This is a genomic window from Streptomyces sp. NPDC007945 (genome assembly GCF_042958885.1).
Taxonomy (GTDB): Bacteria; Actinomycetota; Actinomycetes; order Streptomycetales; family Streptomycetaceae; genus Streptomyces.
Genome location: NZ_JBIBJV010000002.1, coordinates 300,062 through 323,811 on the forward strand (window position 1 = coordinate 300,062; position 23,750 = coordinate 323,811).

Genomic DNA, 23,750 nt, shown 5'->3' on the forward strand with positions numbered 1-23,750 from the left:
CGTGCGTTTCGTTCATGGCCGAAACGTGCGCGTGCCGCTCACGCGAGAGCGGTGCGGTGCGGTGCGGTGCGGTGCGGTGCGGAGAACGATTCGGGAACGCGATGCGCTCCAGCAAATCCCGGCGTGCACACTTGCACGCATGCGTCTCCCGCTCCTCCGCCCCTTCCGCAGGCCGCGGCCCCGCAGCCTGGCCGGCCAGCTCTTCGCCATGCAGGTCGTGCTGATGGCCGCGGTCGTGGCCGGCTGCGCGGTCTTCGCGTACCTCACGGACCGGGCGCAGGCCGAGGAGACCGCGCGCCGGCAGGCGACGGCCGCCGCGACGGCCCTCGCCGGCTCGCCGTCCGTGCGGGCGGCCGCGCTGTCGGCCGACCCGTCCGCCGCGCTCCAGCCGTACGCGGAGGAGCTCCGGCGGCGGGCGGACCTGGCCTTCGTGGTGGTCATGGCGCCGGACGGCACCCGGTGGACGCACCCGGAGCCCGACCGGATCGGCCTCCACTACCTCGGGCACATCGAGCCGGCGCTGCGCGGCGGGACCTTCTCGGAGACGTATCCGGGGACCCTCGGCCCGTCGGTGCGGACGATCACGCCGGTCTTCTCCGAGGGGCGGGTGGTCGCCCTGGTCAGCGCGGGCATCACCATCGAGCGGATCAGCGCGCAGGTGCGGGAGCAGGTCACGGCGCTGCTCGGGATGGCGGGCGCGGCGCTCGCGCTCGGCGGCGCCGGCACGTACGTGATCAACGCGCGGCTGCGGCGGCACACCCACGGGATGAACGCCACCGAGCTCAGCCGGATGCACGACTACCACGAGGCGGCGCTGCACGCGGTGCGGGAGGGGCTCGTGATGCTGGACGGGCGGCGCAGGATCGCGCTCATCAACGACGGGGCGCGCGAACTCCTCGGCCTCGACGAGGGGGTGGTGGGCCGGCCGGCGGCGGAGCTCGGCCTTCCGGCCCCGCTGACGGGGGCGCTGCTCTCCTCGGAGCCGCGGGTCGACGAGACGCATCTGACGGACGAGCGGGTCCTTGTCGTCAACACCCGCCCGGTGGTGGGCGGGGAGCGCCGCGGCACGGTCGTCACCCTGCGCGACCGCACCGAACTCCAGGCACTGTCCGGCGAGTTGGACTCCCAGCGCGGGTTCACGGAGGCGCTGCGCTCGCAGGCCCACGAGGCGGCGAACCGGCTCCACACGGTGGTCTCGCTGATCGAGCTCGGGCGGGTGGCGGAGGCGGTGGAGTTCGCGACGGCCGAGCTGGAGCTGGCGCAGGCGCTCACCGACCGGGTGGTGGACGCGGTCGGCGAGCCGGTCCTCGCGGCCCTGCTGCTCGGGAAGGCGGCGCAGGCCAACGAGCGGGGCGTGGAGCTGGTCCTCACCGAGGACAGCCGGATCGACGACGGGCTGCTGCCGCCGGCCCTGGAGCCGAGGGACCTCGTGACGGTCCTCGGCAACCTCGTCGACAACGCGGTGGAGGCGGCCGGCGGGACCCCGCACGCGCGGGTGACCGTCACGGTCGCGGCCCGCGCCGGCGACGGCGAGCTGCTGCTCCGCGTCGACGACAGCGGGCCCGGCGTGCGGCCCGCCGACCGCGACGCGGTCCTCGGCCGCGGCTGGTCCACCCGGGGCCCGGGCCGGGGCCTCGGCCTCGCCCTGGTCCGCCAGGCCGTCACCCGGGCCGCCGGCACCCTCACCGTCGCCGAGGCCCCCGGGGGCGGCGCCCGCTTCACCGTCCGGGTGCCGCTCCCCCGTACCGGAGGAGAGGCGTGAGCGGGGCACAGGAGATCCGGGTCCTGGTCGTCGAGGACGACCCCGTCGCCGCGGACGCGCACGCGCTGTACGCGGGGCGGGTCGAGGGCTTCCGGGTGGTCGGGGTCGCGCACTCGCGGGCGGCGGCGGTACGGCTCCTCGACCGGGTCCCCGTCGACCTGATCCTGCTCGACCTGTACCTCCCCGACGGGCACGGCCTCGCGCTGCTGCGGGCGCTGCGGGCCGCCGGGCACGCGGCGGACGTCATCGCCGTGACCTCGGCCCGCGATCTCGCGGTGGTCCGCGAGGGGGTGTCGCTCGGGGTCGTCCAGTACGTCCTCAAGCCCTTCGCCTTCGCGACGCTGCGGGACCGGCTGACGCGGTACGCCGAGTTCCGCGGCGCGGCCGGGGAGGCCTCGGGGCAGGACGAGGTGGACCGCGCCCTCGCCGTGCTGCGCGCCCCGCAGCCGGCGACCCTCCCGAAGGGCCTCAGCGGCCCGACCCTGGAGGCCGTCACCCGCTCCCTGCGCGAGGCCCCCGCCGGACTCACCGCCGCCGAGGCCGGTGCCGCCGTCGGGATCTCGCGCATCACCGCCCGCCGCTATCTGGAGCACCTCGTCAGCGAGGGCCGCGCCGTCCGCGCCCCCCAGTACGGCCAGATCGGCCGCCCGGAGCTCCAGTACCGCTGGCGCGAAACCATCCGCTGAGGCGGCGGCTCCCTCGGGGCGCCCGGCGGCCGGGCAGCCCTGCCGGGCCTCGCGCCGCGGAGCTCGTACCCGCTTCTCACCGCGTCGAAGGACGGTCCGCGGCCGCTCACCGGACGTCACGCACCGCTCACCGGGGATTACCGGCCGGTTCCGACGTTCCTACAGGCTGTGGCCTCAGATGAACCCACCGTAGCCATTTTCGGCCATTCGTGGTTTCGTGGCCGGGTGCACCATCCCTCTCCCCCCTTCGACGCCCCGGCCGCGCGCCGCCTGCGGCAGGGGCTCGGCATGGCGCCCGCCCATGTCGCCTACGGCCTGCGGGCCCAGTACGGGCTCCCCGTCACCCCCGACGCCGTCGCCGCCTGGGAGCGCGGCACCCTCGCGCCCAGTGAACAGGAGCTGACCGCCCTCGCGGGCGTCCTGTGGTGCTCGCCGGCCGACCTGATCGCCGTCGCCTCCACGCTGCGCGAGCACCGGGTGGCGCGTGGGCTCTCGGTGGAGGACCTGGCCCGGCGGGTCGGCGTCGCCGCGGCCGCGTACGCCCGGATGGAGGACACGGGCACCTGGAAGGGCACCGAGCGGCAGACGGCCGCGCTCGCCGAGGTCCTGGGGCTCGGGCCGCGCGCCCTGATCACCGCGACCGGCGGCGACGGGCGGCTGGCGGAGCTGCTGCGGGACGCGGCGACGACCCGCTGGCAGGCGTACGTGAAGCCGGCGGTCCGGATGCTGCCGCTGCCCAAGCGGGTGGTGGAACCGGCTCTCGCGCGGCTGCACGCGGAGTACCACGCCCGGATGGCCGCGACGTCCAGCTGGGGCGCCTCGGGCGCGACCGGCGACGAGGGCCGCGCGTACCTGGAGTCGATCAACGAGCACTTCTGGGCGGCCGTGGGGCATTAGGGCGTGTCGTTCGGATCGTGCCGATCGGCGGGACGCCCTTCCCCCACCCGTAGGACCCGGAGACACGGCGACGGAGGTCCCGCCGGGCGGGGCCTCCGTCGCCGTGGGGCGGGTGCGGTCAGAAGACCGACTCGGCCTCGCGGATGCGGTCCGCGGGGACCGTCTTGAGCCGGGTGATGGCCTCGGCGAGCGGCACCATCTTCACGTCGGTGCCGCGCAGCGCCGTCATGTTGCCGAACTCGCCGCGGTGCACGGCCTCCACCGCGTGCCAGCCGAAGCGGGTGGCGAGGACCCGGTCGTACGCGGTGGGCGTGCCGCCGCGCTGGACGTGGCCGAGGATGACCGGCCGGGCCTCCTTGCCGAGGCGCCGCTCCAGCTCGTACGCGAGGGCCGTGCCGATGCCCTGGAAGCGCTCGTGGCCGAACTGGTCGATCTCGCCCTTGCCGTAGTCCATCGTGCCGTCGGCCGGGTGCGCGCCCTCGGCGACGCAGATGACGGCGAACTTCTTGCCGCGGGCGAACCGCTCCTCGACCATCTTGACCAGGTCGGCCGGGTCGAAGGGACGCTCCGGCAGACAGATGCCGTGGGCGCCGCCGGCCATGCCGGACTCCAGCGCGATCCAGCCGGCGTGACGGCCCATCACCTCGACGACCATCACCCGCTGGTGCGACTCGGCGGTGGTCTTCAGCCGGTCCATCGCCTCGGTGGCGACGCCGACGGCGGTGTCGAAGCCGAAGGTGCGGTCGGTGGAGGAGATGTCGTTGTCGATGGTCTTCGGGACGCCGACGACGGGCACGCCCGCGTCCGAGAGCATCCGGGCGGCGGTCAGCGTGCCCTCGCCGCCGATCGGGATGAGCGCGTCGAAGCCGCTCTTCTCGACGATCGCCTTGGCGTTGTCGCAGGCGGCGGCGAAGCGGTCGCGCTCCAGGCGGGACGAGCCGAGGATGGTGCCGCCGCGGGCGAGGATGCCGCTGACGGCGTTGAGGTCGAGCGGGCGGTAGCGGCCGTCGAGGAGTCCGGCGTAGCCGTCCTCGAAGCCGATGACCTCGTCCCCGTAGTTCGTGACGGCCCGGTGGACGACCGACCGGATCACTGCGTTCAGGCCGGGGCAGTCGCCGCCTGCGGTGAGGACTCCGATGCGCATCGTGCTGTGTCTCCTGCTCCGTCGAGATTCCGTGTGAGCCGTTGAGCCGTTCCTTGAGCCGCTTCCGATTCTCACACGCCGGATCCGCCCGGGCCTTCCGCGGCCGGTCCGCGCGTGCCGGGAACGGGTCCTTCCGGGGGCCTTCCGTCCCTCGGAACGGGACCTTCGCACGGCGGGCGACCTACCCAGGTGCAGGGGTATTGTCAAGGGGGTAATGCCACCCTATCGGTGTCTTTCCAGCGCCGGAGGGTTGACGAAGGCGAGGGCCGGGCCCCGGCGGGCCGGGCCCTCCCGCAGGACGGCCCTCCCACCGGACGGGCCCCTTCCGCAGGAACGGGACAGGAGACCGCGGCGTGACGCGCAGTGTGTACGTGACCGGGATCGACCGCGGGGACGGCCGCCAGGTCGTCGAGCTGGGAGTCATGGAGCTCCTCACCCGACAGGTGGACCGGGTGGGGGTGTTCCGGCCGCTGGTGCACGACGGCCCCGACCGCCTCTTCGACCTGCTGCGCACCCGCTACCGCCTCACCCAGGACCCGTCCACGGTCTACGGCATGGACTACCACGAGGCCTCCGCGCTCCAGGCCGAGCAGGGCACCGACGAACTGCTCTCCCGGCTGGTCGACCGCTTCCACGCGGTCGCCCGCGACTACGAGGTCGTCCTCGTCCTCGGCACCGACTTCGCCGGCACCCAGGTCCCCGACGAGCTGGCCCTCAACGCCCGCCTGGCGAACGAGTTCGGCGCCTCCGTCATCCCGGTCGTCGGCGGCAAGGGCCAGACCGCCGAGTCCGTCCGCGCCGAGGCCCGCAACGCCTTCCGCGCCTACGACGGCCTCGGCTGCGACGTCCTCGCGATGGTCGTCAACCGGGTCGCGGGCGAGGACCGCGACGCCATCGCCGACCGGCTGGCCGCCCGGCTCCCCGTCCCCTGCTACGTCCTCCCCGACGAGCCCGCCCTCGCCGCCCCGACGGTCGCCCAGATCACCCACGCGCTCGGCGCGACCGTCGTCCTCGGCGACGACGCCGGCCTCGCCCGCGACGCCCTGGACTTCGTCTTCGGCGGCGCGATGCTGCCGAACTTCCTCGCCGCGCTGACCCCCGGCTGCCTCGTCGTCACCCCCGGCGACCGCGCCGACCTGGTCGTCGGCGCGCTCGCCGCCCACTCGGCCGGCACGCCCCCGATCGCGGGCGTCCTGCTCACCCTGGACGAACGGCCCACCGACGCGGTCCTCACCCTGGCCGCCCGGCTCGCGCCCGGCACCCCGGTCATCTCCGTCGCCGGCAACAGCTTCCCCACCGCGGCGGAGCTCTTCGCCCTGGAGGGCAAGCTCAACGCCGCCACCCCCCGCAAGGCGGAGACCGCGCTCGGCCTCTTCGAACGGCACGTGGACACCGCCGACCTGCTCAAGCGGATCTCGGTGGCGCCCAGCGGCCGGGTCACCCCGATGATGTTCGAGCACGAGCTCCTGGAGCAGGCCCGGGCCGACCGGCGCCGGGTGGTGCTCCCCGAGGGCACCGAGGAGCGGGTGCTGCGCGCCGCCGACGTGCTGCTGCGCCGCGACGTCTGCGACCTCACCCTCCTCGGCGACGTCGAGACCATCCGCAAGAAGGCCGCCGACCTCAGCGTCGACCTGCGCGACACCCAGCTGATCGACCCGCGGACCTCCGAGCTGCGCGACGCCTTCGCCGAGCGGTACGCGGCGCTGCGCGCCCACAAGGGCGTCACCGTGGAGCTCGCGTACGACGTCGTCTCGGACGTCAACTACTTCGGCACCCTCATGGTCCAGGAGGGCCTCGCCGACGGCATGGTCTCCGGCGCGGTCCACTCCACCGCCGCGACCATCCGCCCGGCCTTCGAGATCATCAAGACGAAGCCGGAGGCGTCGATCGTCTCCTCGGTCTTCTTCATGTGCCTCGCCGACAAGGTTCTCGTGTACGGCGACTGCGCGGTCAACCCGGACCCGGACGCCGAGCAGCTCGCGGACATCGCCGTCCAGTCGGCGGCCACCGCCGCCCGCTTCGGCGTCGAGCCGCGGATCGCGATGCTCTCGTACTCCACCGGCACCTCCGGCTCCGGCGCCGACGTCGACAAGGTGCGCGAGGCGACCAAGCTGGTCCGCGCGTCCCACCCGGAGCTGCGGATCGAGGGCCCGATCCAGTACGACGCCGCCGTGGAGCCCTCCGTCGCCGCCACCAAGCTGCCGGAATCGGAGGTGGCCGGCCAGGCGACCGTGCTGATCTTCCCGGACCTCAACACCGGCAACAACACCTACAAGGCGGTCCAGCGCTCGGCCGGCGCCATCGCCGTCGGACCGGTCCTCCAGGGCCTGCGCAAGCCGGTCAACGACCTCTCGCGCGGCGCCCTCGTCAGCGACATCGTCAACACGGTCGCCATCACCGCGATCCAGTCCCAGGTCCCGTCACAGGGCCAGTCCCAGGTCCCGACCCCGGCTCAGGAGCTCCCCGCATGACCGGCACCCCCACCCGCGTCCTCGTCCTCAACTCCGGCTCCTCGTCGGTGAAGTACCAGCTCCTCGACATGAGCGACGGCAGCCGGCTCGCGCAGGGGCTCGTCGAGCGGATCGGCGAGGAGACCTCCCGGCTCGCCCACACCCCGCTCCGGGCCGGCGGGAGCGCGCCGCGCGAGCGGACCGGCCCGATCCCCGACCACGCGGCCGCGCTGAAGGCGGTCGCCGAGGAGCTGGCGGCGGACGGGCTCGGCCTGGACTCCCCCGAACTGGCCGCGATCGGCCACCGGGTGGTGCACGGCGGGCTCCGCTTCACCGAGCCGACCGTCATCGACGAGGAGGTGATCGCCGAGATCGAACGGCTCGTGCCGGTGGCCCCGCTGCACAACCCGGCGAACCTGCTCGGCATCCGCACGGCGATGGCACTGCGCCCCGACCTGCCCCAGGTCGCCGTCTTCGACACCGCCTTCCACACGACGATGCCGGAGTCGGCGGCGCGGTACGCGATCGACGTGGAGACCGCCGACGCCCACCGGATCCGCCGCTACGGCTTCCACGGCACCTCGCACGCGTACGTCTCCCGGGCGGCCGCGCGGCTGCTCGGCAAGGAGCCCGAGGAGGTGAACGTGATCGTGCTCCACCTCGGCAACGGCGCCTCCGCCTCTGCGGTCCGCGGCGGCCGCTGCGTGGACACCTCCATGGGCCTGACCCCGCTGGAGGGCCTGGTCATGGGCACCCGCTCCGGCGACATCGACCCGGCGGTCACCTTCCACCTCAAGCGGGTGGCCGGCATGGACGCCGACGAGATCGACGTCCTCCTCAACAAGAGGTCGGGCCTCGTCGGCCTCTGCGGCGACAACGACATGCGCGAGATCCGGCGCCGGGTCGACGCGGGCGACGAGCGGGCCGCGCTCGCCTTCGACATCTACGTCCACCGCCTGAAGAAGTACATTGGCGCGTACTACGCGGTCCTCGGCCGCGTCGACGCGGTCGTCTTCACCGCGGGCGTGGGCGAGAACGCGGCACCGGTCCGGGAGGCCGCCATCAGCGGCCTGGAGGAGCTGGGCCTCGCCGTGGACGCCGGGCTCAACGCCGTGCGGTCCGGCGAACCGCGGATCATCTCGCCCGAGTACGCCCGGGTCGCGGTGGCCGTGGTGCCCACCGACGAGGAACTGGAGATCGCCCGCCAGACCTTCGCGCTGACGAGTGGGAGCGCGGAGGCGGGTAGGGGCGTGGAGAGGGCCGCGGGCACGGGCGGGAAAACCGACGAGGAGGGGACCGAAAAAGTTACTCGTACGACAAACGCCTGAGCGGGCCCCCGCCCATTTGTACTTTCCACCAGCCGGAATATTCCGCAGTGAAACAAACCGATAGGATCCGCCTCATGCGCCGTTCCAAAATCGTCTGCACACTGGGCCCCGCCGTCGACTCGTACGAGCAGCTGAAGGCTCTCATCGAGGCCGGTATGAACGTGGCCCGTTTCAACATGAGCCACGGAACCCAGGCAGAGCACCAGGAGCGGTACGACCGTCTCCGCAAGGCCGCCGCCGACACCGGCCGCGCCATCGGTGTGCTGGCCGACCTCCAGGGCCCCAAGATCCGCCTGGAGACCTTCGCCGAGGGCCCGGTCGAGCTGGTCCGCGGGGACGAGTTCACCATCACCACGGAGGACGTCCCCGGCGACAAGTCCATCTGCGGCACCACCTACAAGGGCCTCCCGGGCGACGTCTCCAAGGGCGACCAGGTCCTCATCAACGACGGCAACGTCGAACTGCGGGTCGTCGAGGTCGAGGGCCCCCGGGTCAAGACCGTCGTCATCGAGGGCGGCGTGATCTCCGACCACAAGGGCATCAACCTGCCCGGCGCGGCGGTCAACGTCCCGGCCCTCTCCGAGAAGGACGTCGAGGACCTCCGCTTCGCCCTCCGGATGGGCTGCGACATGGTCGCCCTCTCCTTCGTCCGCGACGCCGCCGACGTCAAGGACGTCCACAAGGTGATGGACGAGGTGGGCCGCCGGGTCCCCGTCATCGCCAAGGTCGAGAAGCCGCAGGCCGTCGAGAACATGACCGAGGTCGTCGCCGCCTTCGACGCCGTCATGGTCGCCCGCGGCGACCTCGCCGTCGAGTACCCGCTGGAGCGGGTCCCGATGGTGCAGAAGCGCCTCGTCGAGATGTGCCGCCGCAACGCCAAGCCGGTCATCGTCGCCACCCAGATGATGGAGTCGATGATCACCAACTCCCGTCCGACCCGCGCCGAGGCGAGCGACGTCGCCAACGCGATCCTGGACGGCGCGGACGCGGTCATGCTCTCCGCCGAGTCGAGCGTGGGCGCCTACCCGATCGAGACCGTCAAGACGATGTCGAAGATCGTCGCCGCGGCCGAGGAGGAGCTCCTCTCCAAGGGCCTCCAGCCCCTGGTCCCCGGCAAGAAGCCCCGCACCCAGGGCGGCTCCGTCGCCCGCGCGGCCTGCGAGATCGCCGACTTCCTCGACGGCAAGGCCCTCATCGCCTTCACCCAGTCCGGCGACACCGCCCGCCGCCTCTCGCGCTACCGCACCCAGCAGCCGATCCTCGCCTTCACCACCGACGAGGGCACCCGCAACCAGCTCGCCCTGAGCTGGGGCGTCGAGTCCTTCCTGGTCCCCTTCGTCGACAACACCGACGCCATGGTCGACCTCGTCGACGCCGAGCTCCTCAAGCTCCAGCGCTACAACGCCGGCGACACCATGGTCATCACCGCCGGCTCCCCGCCCGGCGTCCCCGGCACCACCAACATGGTCCGCGTCCACCACCTGGGCGGCGAGGGCGCCTGACGCGCCCGCGGACAGTGAACGGCCGGTGGGCCGCACCCCCTCTCGGGGTGCGGCCCACCGGCCGTTTCCGCTACGCCTCTTGCGGGGGCGGCGGGGACTCCCCCTCGCCCAGCACCCAGAGCGAGCCATCATCCACCACGAGCTCGTGGTACCCGAGGTGTTCCCCGAGTTCGTGGTAGCGGACATAGCGGGATTCCGTGATCGGAACCCCGTAGGCCTTCAGCGCCCTCAGGAAGAGCCGGAAGCCGAGGTCGGGATCGACCTCTGTAACGACGCGCCGCAGAGCGGGCACGACGCCGCGGACGGCACCGTAACGGTCACTCTCGGTCGCGGCCGCCAGGGGAGCGGCCATGACCTCGATCTCCGCCAGAACGGCATCCCTCATCGCCAGACCGGCACCCGGGCCGCCACCGCGAAGATCGCTCAGCTCCCCCGCTCCGTACCGCTCCGTGACCAGCCTCACGATCTCGCGCAGCCAGGCCCTTCCATCGAGCCACGGATCCTCTTCCACGTACGCCCGTCTCACCGCGGCACTCCACAGAACGTTGACGACCTCGGTGGCCAATGACGACTCCAGGAGAAGCTCGGCGTCCGACAGCAGGGTGGGTGCGTAGGCCCCCTCTCCCCATCTGATGGCTTCGCCGACGACGTCACGCGGACCGAGACCGCCCACCGATTGCACGGAAAGCCACTTGGCAAGCCCGGTGAGACCGAAATCCACCCAGATGTCACTGCGCGACATCACCATGATCCATTACTCCGGGTAGGCCGTGTAGACGATGTATCCGCCATGCTTGTTCATAGATGTCCGCTGCAGGTTGATGACGACGGTGTTTCCGGCATTCCAAACCCTTCTGTCGTGAGAATAGACAGTACCGAGCGACTCCGGGCTGTCAAGCCTCACCTTGAACGTGAGAAGCTGGGCAAGGGGAGAATCAGCTGGATTATCCGCCATCCATTTCTGCAGACGCTTGCGATTCTTCTGATTCTGGTCGGGTGACCCACCCGTAAGGAATTTCTTCATGGCCGCGTCCACAGATTCCTGAGCAGTGGACATGTCAGTCCAGACGGAATTCACACCGGGGCCGTTCGGATTCTTTTTGAGCTTTTCCCGCGCAAGAACGATCGCTTGCTCCATCGTGGGGTTCACGTGCTCCGCGATCGTGTGTCCAGTCTTCGACCCCTCATGTGCAAGAAGGTTCAGACAGTTGTGAACCAGGACACTCCGAGGAGATGCCCCTCGGGTTCCGACGAAGAACGTGTGCAGGCCTTCCACGGTCAGGTCATAAACGACGTTCGCAGCGTCGCCGCCCCGATCCCTCACCGAAGCCACCTTGCCGGTGACCTCATCGGCACCGATCACGAGATCCTCAGGCCGAAGGTCCGAGGCGAATGTCCAGCCTCGCCCCATGACATGGACCCTGTGCCCCGGCGTGGTGACCAATGTGGAGCCATCGACAAGGCGAACCTCTACAAAGTCCTTCGTCTCATGACGGAAGGTCGAGGTGACCCGCATCCCACGGCGTTCGCCGCTGTCGGGATCGGCCGCGAGCACGAGGTCACCGATCCGCACGTCACGGATCGGCCGAATCGATCGGTCGGCCATGACGACCGGCGTTTCACCGAGGAAACTGTTGGTGGTGCATGCGGCTAGAGCGTCCTCGACCAGATTCGCCTCTCTGGTGATCGCGGCCATGATCTGGGGATCGAGGCCCAGGTTCTTGAGAGCCCGGTACGCATCCGTCACGGCGATTCCGGTGTTCAACGCCGCATCGAGCGCGCGAATCGCGTCGACCGCATCTGCGATCTTCTTGCCGGGGATGAAGTTGCTTGCGGCCCACAGGCACCCGGAGACGCTCCCCTTGGAGCACTGCACGAAGTCGTCCGTCAGAACGTGCCACACGGTCTTCAGGAACGCCTTGTCCAGCTCCAGGACTATTTCCCACCGCTTGAAGTAGTGGTCGATATAGGAAACCTGGTTCTCGAACCGCTGACTGCCCAGCCACGTGGTCGCCGCGGTCGGACAGGTGGCTGCCGTCGGAGTGGATCCGATGTCCGGGTCCAGGCAGAGGTAGAAATCGACATCGACGTGGAACGTCAGCTTGAATTTGACCGTGCAGCCGTCGAATCCGATGTCCAAGACACACGGATTCTGAGGTTCTGCCTCACCGACCTGCTCCATGCTCTGCCTGGTGAAGACTCCGCCGATGCCGGTCGCGCCGCCTGTGGAGATGGTTTCCTGAGCCTCGGCGTTCTCTGCGCGGGTCGCCGACTCCTCTGCCGCGGTCGCGGCCTCGTCGGCCCTGACGGCCGAGGCCTCGGCCGCGGTCGCATCCTGCTCGGCCCGGGTCGCCACGCCGTTGGCGGTGCGGGCGTCGCCCTCGGCCGCCGTCGCCGAAGCTCGGGCCGAGGCCGCGTCCCTCTCCGCTTCGGTGGCCGCAGCATCCGCCTGCGACGCATAGCCACCTGCGGAGTTCGCCGCCCCCTGCGCCGCTTCAGCATCCGCCGTAGCCCGCTGGTGATACTCCGCTGTCCTGGCCAGGGACTGCTTGGCCGCCTCGACCGACTTCGCTGCAGCGTTCGCGGACGTCTGCGCGGCCTCGGCGGAAGCAGTGGCCGCCGCGGCGTACTCGGCGCTGCGGGCCGCGGCTTCCGCGGCCGCCTTCGCATCGGCGGTCGCCCTGGCCGCGACCGCCTTCGCTTCGGCCGCCGCGGCAGCGGCCTGCACGGACTTGGCCTTCGCAAGGGCTGCCTGTTGCTGGGCAAGGGTCTTGGACGACTGGCCGATGAGCACCGCGAGGCCCGCTGAGGTATCGGTTTCCGCATAGGGAGAGCCGAGCTCGATGGCATCGTTGGCGGGCTTGATCACCTGCTGGGCGGAACTCCGGGCCGCGGCTGCCGCCTGCGCGGTGGCATGGGCGAAGCCGGCTGCACGGACGGACTCCGCGACCGCGGCTGCCGCCTCCTGGCGGGCGACGTTCGCATGCGCCTTGGCCTGGGCCGCCTTGTCCCGAGCCGTGGCGGCCTGCGCCTTCGCCGTGATGGCGTTCCATTTCGCCTGGTCGGCGGCGTCGATGGCGTCCGCCACGGCAACGGTGGCCTTCGCCACGGCGGCCTCCGTGACGGCGACATCGCGCTTGGCGGCGTCGGCGGCGGACTGTGCGCGTTTGGCCGCGGCGTCGGCACGAGTGGCGGCCGCCCTGGCGTTGGCCGAGGCCGTCGTGGCCGAATCCGCGGCAGCACGGGCGTTCGCCGCAGCGGTGCGCGCTTCGTTGGCGGCATTGCGCGCCTCCGTGGCCGCGGCCCGAGACGCGGCGGCGGCATCGGTGCCCTCGTCCGCCTCCGCTCTGGCTTCCAGCGCGTAGGCCTTGGCCTCCAGGGCGTCACGCCGGCCTTCCGCGATGATGGCCTTGTCCCTGGCCGTCACCGCGTTCCGTTCAGCGGCAAGCGCCTCGTCCTTCTTCGTGGCGGCTGTGGAACCGGCGGTCTGCGCGGCACTCAGCTTGTCCGCTGCGACCTGGCGTTCGGCTTGCGCCTTCTGCCTCGCGGCGCCGGCCTTGGCCCGCTCCGTATCTGCCAGTTCCTTCTGGGACTTGGCATAGTCGCGCTCGGCCTCGGCCTTCTTCCGCTTGGCCGTCGCGTCGTCTGCCGCGACCTTGGCCTCCGCCTCGGCCGCGGCAGCTCGGTCCTGGGCCGCCTTCGCCTTGGCCGCGTTGTCCGCGGCGAGCTTGGCCTGGTACGCCGCTCCCTCGGCAGCGGCCTTGGCCTGCGCCTCGGCTTCCTCGGCGGCCTTGCGACGGAATTCCGCCTTGGAGGCGTGCGCCTGCGTCTCGGCGAGGGCGCGCAGAGTCTTGCTGTCGGCCGCAGACGCGCGAGTGGCGTGCGCGGCGGTCTCGGTCGCCTTGAAAGCCGCCTGCGCGGCGGCGGCGGACGCCTTGGCCACCTGGACAGCCTGCTGTCCGTACATGAGGCCGCGGCCGCGCGGCAGGCCGGCGGCGTCGGCGACGGCGTAGGCCTCGAGCTTCGCCTTGTCCGCCCGCTCCGCCTCGTCCTGGGCGGCGAGCGCCGCGCGCCCGGCGACGAAGACCCGGCCCTGCGCCCGCTCCCGGGCGCGGATGATGTTCGTTCTGACCTTCGCGAAGTCGGCAGGCTCGGGATACCAGCTGGTCGAGGTCGGTACCCGGAGCCAGTAGGCCTCCCAGTCGGTGAGCCTGTTCGCGATGAGGGACTGGGCCAGCGCTTCGCCCATGGCCTGGGAGGCCACGCGCAGGTGCCCGGAGGCCTTCGCTTCGGCATCCATGATCACGTCTCGCTGGACCCTCTGCCCGGCCAGCTCGTTCTGCCACTCGACGGAGGCCTGGACGACCTCGGCGCCCAGCACGTTGTAGGGGTCCAGCGGGTTGTGCGTCGTGCAGGAGGCGAACCGCGCCTTGAGCGCCTCGACGTCGAGGCGGAACTCCATGGTGCCCGGTTCGGGCGCGGTCGTCGGGAAGCCGCCGTGCTGGAGGAAGAGGCGGGCGTCGTCCGCATACATCGGGTGCATGAAGGTCATGTCCCACTCCAGCGCGTGAAGCGCCGGGCGGTCCTCGGGCCGTTCCTCGGAGTAGCGGGCCGCGGCGATCGCGTTGACCGCCGCCACCGACTCCTCGTTCGCGACTGGTGTCTGGTCCGTGTAGTAGATGTCGGACTCGTCGCGGAGGTACATCGCTCCGAGACCTTCCTCCAGCCCAGTCGTGTTGAAAGGGTTCTCGTCGTTGGAGATCCATTCGAACCCGGTCACCGTGTAGCCGGGCGGAGTGGTCTGTGAAGGGATGGAGAGGGACTCTTCCCACACGTCGTGCCTGGCGGACGTTTCACGGCCCTTGGCCTGCCGCCACGCGTCGTCCTTGTCCCAGGCGAGGGTGAGAGGGGTGTTGCCGTTCCACCACCCTTCCGTGACCGCCGCGGCATGCAGTTCGGCCTCGGAGCCGTTCAGGCCCTTCCGGGAAAGAGCCTTCATCTCCTGGCCGCCCCGGCGGATCGTCAGGTTGAGGAGGCACTGATCGGCGCGCACCCTGGCGGCGGCATCGAGGTCGTAGGTGCCGCTCCCCGGAGCGTCGGCCAGGGCGGCGACGGGCGTCATGGCATCGGCCGTCAGGGGAAGTGGGTTGCTCGTGAGAGATACCGCCACAGCGGTGGTCAGGGCGGTGGCGCTCAGCAACCGCGTCCATCTGCGGGGGACGCGGCGGCCGCCCGGGGGTGCGTACTTGCGCATGGTGGATCAACCGTTCTCGTACGGAAGTGGCGGGAGGGCGGGCGGGACGCCGTCAGAAGAGGTGGTCGAAGGCGGCCCAGCCGCCGGTGCCGATCTGCACGCGCGCGGCGAGGGGAACGCTGGGGTTGCCGGTGCCCTTGTAGAGCCAGAGGAGGCCGGTCGTGTCCGCGGCGATCAGGTCGGTCCTGCCGTCGCCGGTGTTGTCTCCGGTGGAGACGATGAGCTTGTGCATGTTCCAGCCGCTGCCGACGGTGATGCGCGCACCGAGGACGCCGTCCTCCACGTAGTTGCCGGTGCCGGGGTAGAGGTAGAGCGTGCCGTCCGAGTGGCGGGCGAGGAGGTCGGTCTTGCCGTCGCCCGTGTAGTCACCGCGGCCGGCCAGCGCGGTCATCGTGTTCCAGCCTCCGCTGCCGATCCGCATGCGGGCCTGGAGGGAGCCGTCCGGCCGGGCCGCGTAGAGCCAGAGCGTGCCGTCGGTGTGCCGGGCGACGAGGTCCGGTTCGACCGAACCTCCCATGTTGCCCACGGAGATCAGCCCGTCGTAGATCTGCCAGCCCCCGCCTACGACCTTGGTGTCGTTGCCGTGTTCGGCGGTGTAGTAGAGCGTGCCGTCGCTCCGGTGGTAGACGTCGTTGCCCTTGCCGCCTTCGGAGACGTTGGACTGAACGAGGGCGTCCGCCTCGGCCCAGCCGCCGCCCATGTCGACCATGGGCTGAACGCCACCCGTGCCCTTGGGCTCGTAGTCGTAGAGGCGGCCGGATTTGCGGGCGAAGAGGGGGAACATCACGGGACCGGGAGCGGCCTGGACCTGCGCGGTGGCGATCGCGTCCGTGCGGTCGGCCGCCCAGGGAAGTGACGGTCTCGCGGCCACGAACAGGGCGGCGAGCAGCCCGCTCAGGGCCACCGTCACGTAGACCGCCGTTCTGCGGAACGGACGGTCGGTCTGACGAATCATGAAAGTTTTTGGGTCCTCACAGGGGTTGCCTGCCCGGGACACAAGAGGATCACTGCACGACGGCCGCCCCCCAGCGCCCTGGCACCGGGTGGTCGGCCTCGGCAAGTCCAAAATAGAACTTAAGTTTGATTATCTGAATGGGTTTTCAAGCCTTTCGTGAACAACGCTGCGGGCCTCGACCCACCAAGATGGATGCGGCCCGCAGCCGTTGCGCGGCTCCCGGAGTGGTACGGGGGGGTCAGACCGGCTCGATGGTGTTGCGGAGGTCCTTGACCCTGAGGGTTCCGCCGAACTGGCCGGCCTGCTTGAGCTTGACGTTGGTGAAGAAGACCGCCGGGAGGTCCACCGGGGGCGGAGACTCGGGGCCGAAGGTGATCGGGATGATGCCGAGGAGGTTGCCCTTCAGCTCCTCCGTGTACATCGTCACCGTGCCGTCCGTGATGGTCGACGTCGAGCCGCGCTGGGAGCGGACGTGGGCCTCGCGGCCCTCGGAGTGCTCCGTGATCTGGTGCAGGTCCTTGATCCCGATGTAGGTCGCCGTGAACTTCAGGACCTTCTTGACCTTGCCGCCGTACGTCTTCACCTCGACGATGCCGTGGTACTTCAGGCCGCTGAGCGTGAGCCGCGAGGACTCCAGGCGCCACGGCTCGTCCGGCAGCAGCGGGATGCCGGGCTCCAGCTCGGCGGCGGCGAGGGCCGCGTCGTCGCGCTCGGGGCACGGGAAGCGGGGCTTGGCCCCGTCGGGTATGTCGGTGTCCGGCTTGGCCTCCAGGCCCTGCGCGCTCTCGGGAAGCTCCCGGACCTCCACGCCGGCCTTCTCCGCGGCATCCTTGATGGCGGCCTTGGTCGTGTCCGCCTTCGGGTCGACGGGGTTGGTGTCGGCAGCCTTCGGGTCCGCCGCCTTCGGGTCCGCCGCCGTCGTGGCCGCGGTGCCGCTCGCGGTCTGCGTCCCGTCCGGCGTGGTCCCGAGCTGCGGGGCGGCCGTCGTCGCGGAGGCGGTCGGCGTCGCGGTGGCCGTCGGGGTCGCCGTCGGCTCCTTCGGGGCGAGCCCGCCGAAGAGGTCCTTCAGGGCGTCGCCGACGCCCAGCGGGTCGAGCGGGTTGACCGACTGCGTGGGGGTGGGCGCGGCCGTGGCGGTCGTCGCCGCATCGGCGGCCACCGCCTGGGCGCCGCCCTGGGCCGCCGCGGTGGCGGACGGGCTCGCCGTCGCGGTGGGCGTGGCGGTCGCGGACGGGGTCGCCGTCGGCTGCCCGGTCGGCTCCGCCGACCGGGTGGCCGTGGCGGTGGCCGTCGCCGTCGGCTCCGGCTTCGCGGTCTCGGTGGCCTTCGCCGTGGGCGTGGCCGTCGTCTCCTCCGCCACCGGCTCGTCGGAGCGGCTCACACAGGGGCCGGGCGCGAAGGGGATGTCCTTCTCGTCGGCCAGCGCGGGGCTGGGCGCGAGGCCCATGCCCATGAGCACCGCGGTGGGCATGGCGGCGAGCGCCATCGCCTTGCCCGCGGGGCCCTGGATCCTGTTCAGCAGCGTCTTGCGAGGGGCCGCGTGGCGCGGTCCGCTCCTCGCGACAGTCGGCTGGGTGTCGTCACCCCGCACTGTTCCTCCCGCCGTTGGCGTCGATGCTGGTCTCGGTCGCCCCGCGCTGGTCCGGGACGCCGGCCGTCATGATGGTCCCGTCCTCGCGCGCCGGCCCACCGTCGTACTCCGCCCCCGCCGGCTCGTCCGTCTCCTCCGGCTCGGGCGCGGGCGCCCAGGACGCCGACAGGGCGCCGCCGATGAGGGCGAAGAGGAACCCGACGACGAATCCGCCGAAATTCGACACCGGAATGGACACCAGGGCCAGGACGATCGCCGCGACACCCGCGAAGACCCGGACGACGGGCTGGAACCACATCGTCAGGCCGAGGGTGACGAGGAGGACACCAATGATCAGCGCGCCCGCGCCCGCGGTCGTCGCCATGGCGAGGGTGATGTTGCCAAGCCTCACGTCCCCGTACGGAAGGTAGGCGATCGGCACACCACCGAGCATGGTGAAAAGTCCCGCCCAGAAGGGCCGGGTCTGCCGCCAGACCTTGAACCGGTTCTCCTTCTTGGGGACTTCGCGGGAGGCAAGGGTCTCGGCGCTCATGGAAACAGCTCCCTGGAAGCGGTGTTGCTGAGAAAGGTGAAGAGGCCGGGGGCATGCCCCGGTGCGGGTGCGGACCGCCTCGACGGCCCGCACCCCGGCCGACCGGGTCAGCCCGTGAAGCACTCCTTGTCCGTGCCCCGGTGCAGGGACAGGTTCAGGTTGGGGAGCTTGAACGTCGCGGCCGTGGTCGCCCACGCCTTCTGCTCGACGCCGGTGAGGGTGGCGGTCTTGGCACGCTGCGCGAAGCCGTGCGGGTTGGCCTTGGTCCCGGCCTGGATGCCCGGGCGGCCCGGCAGGTCCGTCTTGCCGTCGGCGGCCTTGCCGGCCACGCCCGCCGCGATGCCGATGTCGATCTGCTCGAACTCGGCGTCGGCCTTCAGTGAGGAGACATCGAGGTAGATGCCCTCGGCCACGACCGGCTTGTTCTTCTCGGTGCCCGCCGTCAGCCGGAGCGTCACGTCACCGATGAACGGGATCTTCGGGGTGACCACCGACTGGCACATGTTGGTGATCTCGGCGTGGTCGAAGCCGGACACGGCGACCGGGGCGCCGAACGGCTTGCCTTCCAGGGTGTGGCCCTCGGCCACGCTGCCGTACTGGACGAATCCGTCACCCTTGAGGCGGTCCGTCGTGACCTTGAACTCCTGGCCGGAGATCGCGAAGGACGCGGCGAGCGCGCCCTGGGCCAGGCCGACACCGATCGCGGCCGTGGCCGCCAGGCTCGGGACCATGACGACGGCGAAACGCTTCCATCTGGTCCCGCCACGAACCTGGGACTTCATGAGAATCCTCCTTCTCGGACGTACATCTCCAGGAGGGCCCGGGGCCCGGCCTGGGATGGGAGAAGAGCTACGTCCTCGGGAAGGAGAGCGCCGAGGCGTCAGGAGGCGCGACGCGCGTCCGAATCACCGGCGATCACCCCCGAGCGACAACCATGTGCCGCGCGTGCGCACGGCCCGGTGGACAGGTCCTGCCCGGTGGGAGCAGGAACCCCCCTGTCCGATGACCGGCCGCGTGGGCCGCCGGTCCGCCCGGTGGGGACCCTCGCCGCGCGTCCTGGCGGTTGCCGGGGCGTGCGGTTCGGACCGAGCGTGGCCGATCGTGGTCCATTCCCGGCGCCCGCACAAGGGGTTCATTACTCGCTAGTAACGGATGCGTGACCGCGCCATGGCGTGTTGCTGCCACCCGGGTACGCAGGGTGGGGGTGCGTGGTGCGGAAAATCCACTTATGAGAAGGCGAACCCGGACAGAACCACGAGTTCGATTTACTGCAAGTAACAGCGGCCGCGTTTATCAAGATTTGGTAAAGCGCGGCCGCCACTTGTCACCGTGTCGCCAAATCATCAGACGATCCGGCGCCTTTCCCCGCTCTGAGCAGGCGCTTAGTCGCGGGGCGGGAATTCAGGGGTCAGAACAGCACCCGCGCCAGCGACTGGCGGGCGGCGATCACCCGCGGGTCCTCCGGGCCGATCACCTCGAAGAGTTCAAGGAGCCGCAGCCGCGCCGCGTCCCGGTCGTCGCCGAAGGTGCGGCGCACGGTCTCCACGAGCCGCCCGAAGGCGTCCTGGACGTGACCGCCCACCAGGTCCAGGTCGGCGGCGGCGATCTGCGCGGCGACGTCCGCCGGGTTGTCCGCCGCGTTCTTCCGGACCGCCTGCGGGTCCATGCCCTGCACCCGGCCGAGCAGTTCCGCCTGGGCGAGGCCCAGCTTCGCCTCGGGGTGCTCCGGGTCGTCGGCGAGGACGTTCTTGTACGCCTGCACCGCACCGGCGAGGTCGCCCGCGTCCAGCGCGGACGCGGCCGCCTCCAGGAGGGCGTCGTACGGGCCGGCGACCTGACGGGCGGCGGGCGCGGCGCCCTCGGCGCCGGCGTCCACGGCCAGGCCGGTGAGGCCGAACCGCTCCTCGCCGATCTGGATCAGCTGGTCGAGGGTCTCGCGGATCTGACCCTCCGGCACCGCACCCTGGAACAGGGGCAGCGCCTGGCCGGCGACGACCGCGAAAACGGCCGGAATTCCCTGGATGCCGAACTGCTGCATCAGCATCTGGTTGGCGTCGACGTCGATCTTCGCGAGGAGGAAGCGGCCGGCGTACTCCACGGCCAGCCGCTCCAGGAGGGGGCCGAGCTGCTTGCAGGGCTCGCACCACTCGGCCCAGAAGTCGAGGACGACCGGGACCTCGGCGGAACGCTGGAGCACATCGCGCTCGAAGCCCGCCTCGTCGACGTCGATCACGAGGGCGGAGGGCGGCACCGCGGCGGGCCCGCCGTGGCGCGCCGCCTCGGCGCGCGCCTGCTCCGCCTTCGCCTTGGCCTCTCCGGCCGCCTTCACCGCGGCGAGGTCGACGACGCCGCTCATGGACATGTTTCGGGGCTGCATGAGTACATCCTCCCCCTTCCGCGCGCGGATCCGGTAAGCCGTGGCTGAACAGCGCCCTCCGCCGAGGGCGCTTCCGCTCGCCGGGTCCCCACCCGGCGTCCTGCATGGTTGTCGCTCAGGCCGCTCAAAGCCTTTCGCTACGGGTCGTAGCGTAATGGCCGGGGCCGGGGCGGAGGGGGCCCGGACTCCGTGAACTGCCTCACATCGCGGGCCTCTGGCGCCGAACCTACCGGCGGGTATGGTCGTCGTTCATGTGTAGCCGCACCACCCCCCGCAGCACCCGTACCGGCCGCCCCCGCTCCACCGAGGCCGACGAGGCCATCCTGGAGGCGACCCGCGCGGCCCTGGTGGAGCTGGGCTGGTCCAAGCTCACGATGGGCGACGTCGCCGTCCGCGCCGGGGTCGCCAAGACCACGCTGTACCGCCGCTGGGCCAACAAGAGCGAACTCGTCGTCGACGCCGTCGCCGTCCTCTTCGATGAACTCGAACTGCCGGACCTGGGTTCCCTGCCGGCCGACATCGCCCATGTCGTCCACCAGTTCGCGGCGCTCCTGGAGCGCCCCGAGACCAAGACCGCGCTGATGGCCGTGGTCGCCGAGTCGACCCGGGACGCGCCGCTGCGCGAGCGGATCCGCGCCTCGATCGTGGAGCGGCAGAAGCGGCTGGTGCTCGACGGACGGCGGCGCGCCCAGGAGCGCGGCGAACTGCCCGCGGAGCGGGATCCGGCGACCGTGGACGCCATCGACGACCTGATCTTCGACGTGGTCGCCGGCGCCGTGGTGCACCGTGCCCTGGTGAGCGCCGAGCCGGTGGACGGCCAGTGGGTGGCCCGGCTCTCCGCGCTGCTCGTGGGGGGCCTGGGCGCGGTGGCGGTGCTGGGTTAGGGCCTGTCGTCGAACTCCCGCCGTCGCCCGGAGGGCGGCCCCGCGGCGTCAGGTGCGTGCTCTCGGCGTGCCGGGCGCGAGGCCTCGTACGGGACGTACTCGGCCTTGTGCCCGGTGCGGCGAGAGCGCGTGCAGGGCGTCGTGGGGCAGGCGGGAGTTTGACGACAGGCCCTAGCGTGCCGGGATGACGACACGACTCCCGGACCGGGTCCGTGCCCTGCTCGACGACGTGAACCCCGCGGTGCTGGCCACCGTCCAGCCCGACGGCTCCCCGCAGACCTCGGTGGTCTGGGTGGGCCGGGACGGCGACGACCTGCTGATCTCCAGCCAGGACGGCCGCCGGAAGGTGAAGAACGTGCGGGCGGACGCCCGGGTCTCCCTGACCGTCCACGACCGTCGTGACCCGCTGGTCTATGCGGAGATACGCGGCACGGCCACGGTCGCCGAGGACGAGGGACGGGAGCTGGCGGTCGCGCTGGCGGAGTCGTACGAGGGCGAGGGCGCCGGCCGGGAGTACCGGGAACTGCCGCCGGAGCGGGTCCGGGTGGTCATCCGGATCACCCCCGTGAAGGTGCTGGGCACGGCGGCGAAGTAACGGAAGCGGCAGCACGGAAGGGCCGGTACGGGTACCGGCCCTTCCGTGCTGTCGTCGCGGCGGCTCAGAAGCCGGCGGGCTCCACGTACACGCCCCACTCCTCGCGGAGGACGTCGCAGATCTCGCCGAGGGTGGCCTCGGCGCGGACCGCGTCGAGCATCGGCGGGATCATGTTGGAGCCGTCCCGGGCCGCCGCCAGCATGGCGTCGAGGGAGGCGCGGACCTTCGCCTCGTCGCGCCGGCCCTTCCGCTCGCCGAGAACCCGGACCTGCTCCCACTCGACCTCGTGGCTGACCCGCAGGATCTCCAGGTCGCCGGTGACCGAGCCGTGGTGGACGTTGACGCCGACCACGCGCTTCTCGCCCTTCTCCAGGGCCTGCTGGTAGCGGAAGGCGGACTCGGCGATCTCGCCGGTGAACCAGCCGTCCTCGATGCCGCGCAGGATGCCGGAGGTGATCGGGCCGATCGGGTGCTGCCCGTCCGGGTGGGCGCGCAGACCGCGCTCCTTGATCTGGTCGAAGATCTTCTCGGCGTCGGCCTCGATGCGGTCGGTGAGCTGCTCGACGTACCAGGAACCGCCGAGCGGGTCCGCGACGTTGGCGACGCCGGTCTCCTCCATCAGCACCTGCTGGGTGCGCAGCGCGATCTCGGCGGCCTGCTCGCTGGGGAGCGCGAGGGTCTCGTCGAGGGCGTTGGTGTGGAGGGAGTTGGTGCCGCCGAGGACGGCGGAGAGGGCCTCGACCGCGGTGCGCACGACGTTGTTGTACGGCTGCTGGGCGGTGAGGGAGACGCCGGCGGTCTGGGTGTGGAAGCGGAGCCACTGCGCCTTGTCGGTCTTGGCGCCGTACACCTCCTTCATCCAGCGGGCCCAGATCCGGCGGGCGGCGCGGAACTTGGCGATCTCCTCGAAGAAGTCGAGGTGGGCGTCGAAGAAGAAGGAGAGGCCGGGGGCGAAGACGTCCACGTCGAGGCCGCGGGAGAGACCGAGCTCGACGTAGCCGAAGCCGTCGGCGAGGGTGTACGCCAGCTCCTGCGCGGCCGTCGCCCCGGCCTCGCGGATGTGGTAGCCGGAGACGGAGAGCGGCTTGTACGCGGGGATGCCCTGCGCGCAGTGCTCCATCAGGTCGCCGATGAGGCGCAGGTGCGGCTCGGGCGGGAAGAGCCACTCCTTCTGCGCGATGTACTCCTTGAAGATGTCGGTCTGGAGCGTGCCGTTGAGCACGGCCGGGTCGACGCCCTGGCGCTCGGCGGCGACCAGGTACATGCAGAAGACGGGGACGGCGGGGCCGGAGATCGTCATCGACGTGGTGACGTCGCCGAGCGGGATGTCCTTGAAGAGGACCTCCATGTCGGCGGCGGAGTCGATGGCGACGCCGCAGTGGCCGACCTCGCCGAGGGAGCGGGGGTCGTCGGAGTCGCGGCCCATGAGGGTGGGCATGTCGAAGGCGACCGAGAGCCCGCCGCCGCCGGCGGCGAGGATCATCTTGTACCGCTCGTTGGTCTGCTCGGCGTTGCCGAAGCCGGCGAACTGGCGGATGGTCCAGGTGCGGCCCCGGTAGCCGGTGGGGTGGAGTCCCCGGGTGAAGGGGTACTCGCCGGGCCAGCCGATGCGCTCGAACCCCTCGTACGTGTCTCCGGGCCGGGGCCCGTAGACCGGCTCGACCGGGTCCCCGGAGAGCGTGGTGAAGTCCGCGTCGCGCTTGCGGGCCTTGTCGTAACGGGCCTGCCAGCGACGGCGGCCTTCCTCGATGGCGTCAGCGTCCATGCCTTCGAATTTACTAGGACGTCCTAGT

General features: G+C 71.4%; 17 protein-coding genes. 8 read left to right on the forward strand and 9 right to left on the reverse strand.

What is annotated here, in order from left to right; translation table 11 throughout:
• The first annotated feature begins 139 nt into the window (after positions 1-139).
• From ACFZCF_RS06640 to ACFZCF_RS06650, 3 genes are all read left to right on the forward strand, one after another.
• Positions 140-1,762 (forward strand): ATP-binding protein, encoded by a 1,623-nt coding sequence (locus ACFZCF_RS06640; protein WP_391285068.1) that lies wholly within the window; start codon positions 140-142, stop codon positions 1,760-1,762.
• Positions 1,759-2,448, forward strand: a complete 690-nt coding sequence (locus tag ACFZCF_RS06645; protein WP_391285071.1) for a response regulator — start codon at positions 1,759-1,761, stop codon at positions 2,446-2,448. Before ACFZCF_RS06640 ends, ACFZCF_RS06645 begins: the two co-directional genes overlap by 4 nt.
• Positions 2,449-2,736: 288 nt before the next feature.
• A complete protein-coding gene (locus ACFZCF_RS06650) occupies positions 2,737-3,345 on the forward strand; it encodes a helix-turn-helix domain-containing protein (RefSeq protein WP_388438837.1) in 609 nt (202 codons plus the stop codon).
• A gap of 118 nt (positions 3,346-3,463) precedes the next feature.
• Here ACFZCF_RS06650 and ACFZCF_RS06655 read toward each other — a convergent pair whose 3' ends face one another.
• Entirely contained in the window at positions 3,464-4,489 is a 1,026-nt protein-coding gene (locus ACFZCF_RS06655; protein WP_388436154.1) for a 6-phosphofructokinase, read from the reverse strand.
• A 353-nt stretch (positions 4,490-4,842) separates the two neighbouring features.
• Between ACFZCF_RS06655 and pta the strand changes: the two genes are divergently transcribed.
• From pta to pyk, 3 genes are all read left to right on the forward strand, one after another.
• The gene (gene pta, locus ACFZCF_RS06660) at positions 4,843-6,960 is read left to right on the forward strand and encodes a phosphate acetyltransferase (protein WP_388436157.1); all 2,118 of its coding nucleotides are present in this window, start codon (positions 4,843-4,845) and stop codon (positions 6,958-6,960) included.
• Positions 6,957-8,267 carry an acetate/propionate family kinase gene (locus ACFZCF_RS06665; RefSeq protein WP_391285074.1) on the forward strand — a complete coding sequence of 437 codons (1,311 nt, stop codon included), beginning with the start codon at positions 6,957-6,959 and terminating at the stop codon, positions 8,265-8,267. Before pta ends, ACFZCF_RS06665 begins: the two co-directional genes overlap by 4 nt.
• Positions 8,268-8,341: 74 nt before the next feature.
• Positions 8,342-9,769: a pyruvate kinase gene (pyk, locus tag ACFZCF_RS06670; RefSeq protein ID WP_391285076.1), complete on the forward strand. Its 1,428-nt coding sequence runs from the start codon at positions 8,342-8,344 to the stop codon at positions 9,767-9,769.
• A gap of 70 nt (positions 9,770-9,839) precedes the next feature.
• Here the strand turns inward: pyk and ACFZCF_RS06675 are convergent, their stop codons facing one another.
• The 7 genes from ACFZCF_RS06675 to ACFZCF_RS06705 form a co-directional block, all read right to left on the reverse strand.
• Positions 9,840-10,511, reverse strand: coding sequence for a hypothetical protein (locus ACFZCF_RS06675; protein WP_391285078.1), 672 nt, complete (start codon positions 10,509-10,511; stop codon positions 9,840-9,842).
• Positions 10,512-10,523: 12 nt separating this feature from the next.
• Entirely contained in the window at positions 10,524-14,969 is a 4,446-nt protein-coding gene (locus ACFZCF_RS06680) for a polymorphic toxin-type HINT domain-containing protein (protein WP_391285080.1), read from the reverse strand.
• 106 nt (positions 14,970-15,075) lie between these two features.
• Complete coding sequence (locus tag ACFZCF_RS06685; RefSeq protein ID WP_391285082.1) at positions 15,076-15,978, reverse strand: FG-GAP-like repeat-containing protein; 903 nt, start codon at positions 15,976-15,978, stop codon at positions 15,076-15,078.
• Between the two features lie 238 nt (positions 15,979-16,216).
• Complete coding sequence (locus ACFZCF_RS06690; RefSeq protein WP_391285084.1) at positions 16,217-17,569, reverse strand: hypothetical protein; 1,353 nt, start codon at positions 17,567-17,569, stop codon at positions 16,217-16,219.
• Positions 17,559-18,101 carry a DUF6114 domain-containing protein gene (locus tag ACFZCF_RS06695; protein ID WP_391285086.1) on the reverse strand — a complete coding sequence of 181 codons (543 nt, stop codon included), beginning with the start codon at positions 18,099-18,101 and terminating at the stop codon, positions 17,559-17,561. The genes ACFZCF_RS06690 and ACFZCF_RS06695 overlap by 11 nt, the downstream gene beginning before the upstream one ends.
• A gap of 107 nt (positions 18,102-18,208) precedes the next feature.
• A complete protein-coding gene (locus tag ACFZCF_RS06700; RefSeq protein ID WP_391285089.1) occupies positions 18,209-18,883 on the reverse strand; it encodes a DUF6230 family protein in 675 nt (224 codons plus the stop codon).
• A gap of 626 nt (positions 18,884-19,509) precedes the next feature.
• On the reverse strand, positions 19,510-20,478 hold the full coding sequence (locus ACFZCF_RS06705) for a tetratricopeptide repeat protein (RefSeq protein ID WP_391285090.1): 969 nt from the start codon (positions 20,476-20,478) through the stop codon (positions 19,510-19,512).
• A 251-nt stretch (positions 20,479-20,729) separates the two neighbouring features.
• Between ACFZCF_RS06705 and ACFZCF_RS06710 the strand changes: the two genes are divergently transcribed.
• Entirely contained in the window at positions 20,730-21,362 is a 633-nt protein-coding gene (locus ACFZCF_RS06710; RefSeq protein WP_388436188.1) for a TetR/AcrR family transcriptional regulator, read from the forward strand.
• A gap of 184 nt (positions 21,363-21,546) precedes the next feature.
• A complete protein-coding gene (locus tag ACFZCF_RS06715) occupies positions 21,547-21,957 on the forward strand; it encodes a TIGR03618 family F420-dependent PPOX class oxidoreductase (protein WP_391285092.1) in 411 nt (136 codons plus the stop codon).
• A 64-nt stretch (positions 21,958-22,021) separates the two neighbouring features.
• Here ACFZCF_RS06715 and ACFZCF_RS06720 read toward each other — a convergent pair whose 3' ends face one another.
• Entirely contained in the window at positions 22,022-23,722 is a 1,701-nt protein-coding gene (locus tag ACFZCF_RS06720) for a methylmalonyl-CoA mutase (RefSeq protein WP_388436194.1), read from the reverse strand.
• Positions 23,723-23,750: the final 28 nt, after the last annotated feature.